This is a genomic window from Streptomyces sp. URMC 126 (genome assembly GCF_051386555.1).
In the GTDB taxonomy this organism is placed as follows: Bacteria; Actinomycetota; Actinomycetes; order Streptomycetales; family Streptomycetaceae; genus Streptomyces.
In genome coordinates, this window is record NZ_JBPQTX010000360.1 from 1 (window position 1) to 6730 (window position 6730).

At 75.3% G+C, this 6730-nt stretch carries 4 protein-coding genes; all 4 read left to right on the top strand.

The window, feature by feature from the left end; all coding sequences use genetic code 11:
• Positions 1 to 668 precede the first annotated feature (668 nt).
• Positions 669 to 833 carry a hypothetical protein gene (locus ACSNOK_RS29100; RefSeq protein ID WP_436783778.1) on the top strand — a complete coding sequence of 55 codons (165 nt, stop codon included), beginning with the start codon at positions 669 to 671 and terminating at the stop codon, positions 831 to 833.
• Positions 815 to 4012, top strand: a complete 3198-nt coding sequence (locus tag ACSNOK_RS29105) for a lantibiotic dehydratase (RefSeq protein ID WP_436783779.1) — start codon at positions 815 to 817, stop codon at positions 4010 to 4012. Before ACSNOK_RS29100 ends, ACSNOK_RS29105 begins: the two co-directional genes overlap by 19 nt.
• Positions 3993 to 5315, top strand: a complete 1323-nt coding sequence (locus ACSNOK_RS29110; protein ID WP_436783780.1) for a lanthionine synthetase C family protein — start codon at positions 3993 to 3995, stop codon at positions 5313 to 5315. The genes ACSNOK_RS29105 and ACSNOK_RS29110 overlap by 20 nt, the downstream gene beginning before the upstream one ends.
• Positions 5316 to 5711: 396 nt before the next feature.
• On the top strand, positions 5712 to 6730 hold a 1019-nt coding region (locus tag ACSNOK_RS29115; RefSeq protein WP_436783781.1), incomplete at its 3' end, for a cytochrome P450.

The window sequence follows — 6730 nt, forward strand, 5'->3', positions numbered from 1 at the left end:
CCGTCCGCCCGTCCACCCCGCCCCCGCACCCGGCGGCGGCCACCGCGGCGAGGCCGACGACGCACAGGGCCGCGACGGCCCGGCTCCGTACGCCTCCTCGCATGGGACTGCCTCCTCGGGTGCCGGGTCGGGCGGCGACGGGACGCCGGGGTGTAGGCCCAAATATCACCGATGCGGTCACTCGGCGCACTTTCATGAGCGCCGAGTGTGCGCGGAGCGCCGGAGAATCCGCCCGTATGCGGGAGCGGCACGCGCGGGAGCGGCGGGCCGGAGACGAGACCGCCACGGAAGCGCCGCCCTCGCGCCGCCACCCCGGCCCTACAGGAATTCCCACCCCCGCTTGTGAAGCGGTCCGCGCCCTCCGCTCCGATTCCCCGTTCACGTCCCCCACCGGACCGGGTGGCACCGGTACCCCTTTCCGGCGAACCCTCCGACTCCCGCCACGCGCCGCACGTAGATGATCACCGAGAGTGGATCGATGCAGCGGGCAACAGCATGGAATGCCCATTCTCTCCGGCAAAGCGGACAGCGGGAATACGGAAATCCCTTTGTGGAGAACTGTTGATCAACACTCCCGCCCGGGCCTACAGTCACCGGCAGTTCGTCGAACGCAAATTCAGCCCCGGCGATCCGCCCGGCTGTGCGTAGACCCGAAAGGAGCTTTTTTTATGCGTATTAATTCGCTCCCCACCCGCCAGGAAAACCTGGACATCACCGACCTCGACATCGACGTCCAGGTTCCGGAGACCGATATCTCCGCCACCGAATTCGGCGGTTACACCAGCACCTGCAACAGCTGGAACACCCGCGCCCGTTGCTGGAACTGCACCTGATCCACCCGGGCCGTGAGAACCCCGGTGGGCGGCCGACGCCGCCCACCGGGGCGCCCGCCCGTCCGGAGCCGACCCCCGAGGACCACCGCGTGCAGTACGACCAGGTGCAGGACGACCAGGTGCAGAACGACCACTACCAGAGCGCCGGACCGCTGTTCGTCCGCGTGGCCGGCGCACCGCGCACCCACCCCCTTCCTCCCCTCACGGGCACCGCGCCGGACGTCCTCGCCCTCGCCGCCGACCCTCTGCTCCGCGAAGCGGTCCGGGTCGCCAGCGGCAGCCTCGCCGAGAGCCTCGACCGGCTCGCCTCCGGCGCCGGGCTGCCCGCCAAGCGCCTGACCGGCGCCGCCCTGTCCCTCACCCGATACGCCCTGCGCCACCGCGGCAGGCCCACCCCGTTCGGCCTCTTCGCGGGCGTCGCCGCCGCCCGAACCGGTCCGTCCGCGCGCCTGGAGATCCGGGGACCGGGACGGAAGGCCGTCCGCCCCGACGGCGCCTGGCTGGCGGAGCGCGTCCGGGAGTGGCTGGAGGCGCCCGAGGTCCGCCGCCGCGTACACGTCGTCGTCAACGACCTCTGCCGGGTCCGCGGCACGCGGCTGATCCTGCCCGCCGCCCCGCGCGACCTCTCCGTCCGGCACACTCCGCTCGTCGCCTGGGTGTGCGACGCCGCCACCGTCCCCCAGCCCTACGACGGGCTGCTGGAGAAGGCGGCCGTGGCGTTCCCCGAGGCTCCGGCGGAGCGCGTCGACGCCGCCCTGGCCCAGCTGATCCGGCACGGCTTCCTCCTCACCTCGCTCGACGAGCCGCACCTCGACGGCCGGACCCTCGACCGGGTGGAGGCAGCCGTCGCGCCCCTCCCCGAAGCGGCGGACCGGCTGCGCGCCGTCCGCGACGCCGTCCACGCCTACGAGCGGGCCGTGCCCGGCGAGGGCGAGGACGCCTGGCGGCGGGCCCTCCGCGCCGCCGGCGCCGACGACGGCACCACGCCCCCGCCCTTCCAGGTCGACCTGCGGACGGACGCCGACGTCCGGATCCCGCCCGCCGTCGTCGAGGAGGCCCGGCGCTACGCCTCCGCGATGTGGGCCGTCTCGCGGAAGGCCGCCGGCTTCTCCCATCTGCGGGAGTACTGCGACGCCTTCCTGGAGCGCTACGGCATGACGGCGCGGGTGCCGCTGGGCGAACTGGTCGACCCCCACCGCGGCTTGGGCTTCCCCGCCGCCTACCGGGAGCGCGGCGACGCCGCCGAGCCGCCCGCGCCCGAGCCGCGCGACGCCGTCGACCGGGCGCGCCGCCGCCTGGTCGCCGAACTGGTCCAGGAGGCCCTGGCCGGGGGCGACGACGAGATCGTCGTGGACGAGCGGGTGCTCGGCCTCCTCGCCGCGGACGACGACCTGTCCGAGGCGGAACGGGAAGCGGCCGGCCCCGACTCGCTGGAGCTCTGCTTCCAGCTCCTCGCCGACAGCGCGGAGGCCCTGGACCGCGGCGAGTTCGCCCTGGTCCAGGGCCCGCACTCCGGCTCCTGGACGGCCGGCGCGACGGCCGCCCGCTTCGCGGAGCTCACCGGCGCCACCGATGGCCTGGCCCGCTTCCTGGGCATCCTCGACGACGGACGGACACTGCCCGCCCAGGTGGTCTTCCGGCCGCACGCGGCCCGGGCCCTGAACCCGCTGCGGGTGCCCCGGCTGCTGCCGCACCGCATACCCGTCGGCGTCTACGCCGACCCCGCCGAGGAGGGCCACCTCGACTGGCGCCGCCTCCTGGTGAGCGTCGACGCCTCCGGCATGCGGCTGACGGACCCCGCCACCGGGCGCCGCGTCCTGCCCGTCGTCCCGCACCTGGTCTCCCCGCAGCGGCAGGCACCCAAGGTGGCCCGCCTGCTGTACGACATCGGCGTCGCCCACTCCCGGGTCTGGACCGACTGGGACTGGTACGGCCTCCAGGACCTCCCCTTTCTCCCCCGGGTGACCTTCGGACGGATCACGGTGTCCCCGAAGCGCTGGCTGCCCGACCGCCACCTCCGCGCCGCCGCGGCCGACGACGCGGGGTGGGACGCGGCGCTCGACGGGTGGCGGCGGCGCTACCGGGTGCCGGAACGCGTCCAGATCGTCCGCGGCGACCAGGGCTTCGGCGTCGACCTCACCGACCCCTGGCACCGCGCCCTGCTGCGCCGGGAGGTCCGTACCGGCGGCGGCTTCGGCGTCGTGGAGGACCGCACGGCCGGCGGCCGGGGGCTCGGCTGGGCGCACGGGCACATGACCGAGGTGCTGATCCCCCTCGTCCACCGCCCGCGGCCGGCGGCACCGGCCCCGGCCTACGCGCCGGTGCCGGCCGTACCGGTCGAGGACGACGTCCGCCTCCCCGGCGAGGACTGGCTGTACGCCAAGCTGTACGCCGGCGAGGACGCTCACGGGGAACTGCTCGGCGGCTGCCTCCCGGCCCTGCTGCGGGATGTCGACGGCCACGTCGACCACTGGTTCTTCATCCGCTACCGGGACCCCGACCCGCATCTGCGCGTCCGGTTCCACGGCGACCCGGAGGCCCTCCGCTCCCGCGTCCTGCCGGAACTAGCCCGGCACGTCAGGACCTGGCGGGAGGCCGGGCTGCTCCGCGGGATGAGCCTGGAGGCGTACGAGCCCGAGACCGAGCGCTACGGCGGCCCCGAGGCCCTGCGCCTCGCCGAACGCCTCTTCCACCTCGACAGCCGCTCCGCCCTCGCCCAGACCGGCCGGCCGCGCGGCGCCGGACTGCCGGACGAGGTACTGGCCGCCGCCAACCACGCGATGCTGCTGGAGTCGCTGGGCGACTGGGACTGGTGCTCCTGGGTGGACGCCGCGTTCGCCAAGAGCTCCGCACACACCGCGTTCCAGAAGCACCGGGCCCTGGCCCGACGGCTGATCGGCCCCGGCCGGACGGCGCCGGCCCTCGCCGGCCACCTGGGGGTCCCCGGCCTGGCGGAGCTGTGGGACCGCCCGCCGGAGGCCCGGGCGTACGGGGGCCTGGTCGTACCGCACGACGGGAACGCCCTGTTCGGCCTGTTGCACATGCAGCACAACCGGCTCCTCGGCATCGACCGGGACCGCGAGGAACGCGGCTACGCCGTACTGCGCGGCATCGCCCGCGAGGAGCTCGGACGACGACGCGCGGCCGGAGGTGGGACCCGTGGGCACGGAGCGGAGTGACGTGCGCGGCCCCCGCCACGCGGCCGAGGCGCGGGAGGTCGTACGCGAGGTGCTCGGGACGCTCGCCGACCCGGACGCCGTCGCGGCGGACACCGGCGTCCCCGCCGGCCCCGCCGGGCCGGCCGGCGAGAATCTGTGGACGCCGAGCAGCCACGCGGCCGTCTCCCTGGCCTTCAGCGGCGCCACCGCGCGGGAGCCCGAGTACGTCGCGGGCGCCCACGCGTACCTGCTGCGGGCCCTGGCGGCCGTGGCCGGGGGCGGCCCCGCGCCCCGGGGCGTCTTCTCGGGCACCAGCGGCGCGGCGTACGCCCTGCTGGTCGCCCACCGGGCCACGGGCGGCTACCGCTCCGCGCTGGAGCGGCTGGACGCCTACCACCGCGACCTGGTGCGGAAGACCCTGCCCCCGGTCACGGACGAGCCGGTCGCCACCAACCACGAGTTCGAGACGATCTACGGCATGAGCGGTGTCGGCCGCTTCCTGCTGGCCCGCGGGGAGGCGGCCCGCACGGAAGCGCACGCCGTTCTCGGCTACCTCACCGGCCTGGCGCACGGCACGGCCGTCGTCCGCGGCCACCGCGTCCCGCGCTGGTGGAGCCGGTCGGCGCCACGGAAGGGCCAGGAGGCGGAACTGCCCGACGGCCACCTCAACCTCGGTCTCGCACACGGCGTCGCGGGCCCGCTCGCGCTGCTCGCCCTCGCCTGGCGGGCCGGCGAGACCATCGAGGGCCAGCGGGAGGCCATCGAGAACCTGGTCGGACTGCTGGAACGGTGGGCGGTGCCCGACGACGGCGAGGCGGGCCGGCCGCCGTTCCTGACCCTGGACGACTGGTCCGCGGGCCCCGCCGCGCTCCGCCTGCCGTGGCAGCGCCCTTCCTGGTGCTACGGCGCCCCGGGAGTGTCCCGGGCGATCCAGCTCGCGGCCCTGGCCCTGGACCGCCCCGACTGGCACGAGCTGGCCCATCGTTCCCTCCTGCCCCTGCTGTCCCGCCCGGTGGCGGACTGGGGTCTGGAGGACGCCGGGATCTGCCACGGCGCCGGGGGCCTGCTCCACCTGCTGGGCCTGCTCGGCGCGCACATGGACGACGCCCGGCTCCCGGCGGTCCGCGACGACCTGGCGGCCCTCGCCCTGGGCGCCTTCGACGAGAGGTACCGTTTCGGCTTCCGTGCCGCCATGACCAACGTCCCCGGCGGGGCGGACCTCCCCGGCTTCCTGGACGGCGCGGCGGGTGTCGCCCTGGCCCTGGACGCGTATGCCAACGGCCGCGCCCACGCGGACTGGGACATGGCCCTGCTCGTGAACTGAGCCCGCCGGAACTCCGGCGCGGGTTCCGCCGGAAAAGCGAAAGGCATCCGTTCCGTATCCTCCCCGCCCTTTCCCTGTCGCCGGGCGCCCCCGCTCAGTACGATGCGTCGTCTCGGATTCAATTATCAACCCCCGTCGGTTGCACGGCAGTTCGGCGGTCGCGGCGACGAGGAGGAACCCCTGATGAGCGACGCGTGTCCACGGCGCCCGGGGCCGGGGCGGGTCCGCACCCGGGATTCCCAGGGGCCCCGGATTTCCACCGGACCCCAAGGCTCCGGCGACGCGCTTTTCGACCCGCTTTCCCCGGACTTTATCGCCGACCCCTATAAGGTCTATACCAAGCTGCGGCAAGCGGACCCCGTCCACCGGTACGGGGAATCCGGCTCCGGATTCTGGGTGATATCCCGTTACGACGACTGTCTGCGCGTCCTCCGGGACAGCCGGCTGTTCACCGCCGACCTCGGCCGCCTGCGCGACGCGCGCCACCCCGCGTCCCTCGGCCCCGAGCAGACCGGCACCCTGGCCCCCGAGGACCGGCAGCCGGTCCGCGAGCTGCTCACGGAGGCCTTCCGGGCGCAGGACCTCGGCCGGCTCGCCGCCGACGTCCGCGCGTTCACCCGCGGCCTCCTCGCCGGCCTCGAAGGACGGCGGACGGCCGACTTCGTCACCGATATCGCGGTCCCCGTCACCGCGTACGCCGGCGGAGCCCTGTTCTGCGGCGGCCTGGCCGCCCGCGACGGCTTCCTCGACGCCTGCCGGGACGCGATCCGCGGCATGACGGCCGGCGCGGGCCCCGACGAGACCGCCGCCGGACTACGGGCGCGGGCCCTGCTGGCCAGGATGCTCCGCGCCGAGTACCGCTACGCGCACGACGCCACCGACCGGGCCGGCGGCATCCTGCGCTCCCTGCGGCTGCACGCGCCCGCCCACACGGTGGCCCCCGAGGCCCTGATCGCCGCGCTGTCCGCCCTGCTGTTCGCCGCCCTCAACTCCGGCCTGCGCCTCCTCGGCAACGCCCTGAACGCGCTGATCCGCCACCCCGGCGCCCTCCGCCGGTTCGCCGGCCTCACGGGCCCCATGACGTCCGTCGCCCTCGACGAACTCATCCGCTTCGACAGTCCGTTCCAGGCCCAGGACCGCGCGGTGACCGCCCCGGCCGTCCTGGGCGGCCGGCGGCTCGCCCCCGGCGACCGGGTCCGGGTCCTGCTGGGCTCCGCCCACCGCGACCCCGAGGTGTTCCCCCACCCGGACCGCCTGGACCTGTCCCGCCGCCCCAACCCGCACTTCGCCTTCGGCGTGGGCCCCCACTCCTGCCTCGGCAGCCCCCTGGCCCTCCTGCAAACCCGCACCCTCCTCACGGAGTTCGCGAACACGTACCCCGACTGCGCCCCCACCACCCCGGGCCTCCGCGAACC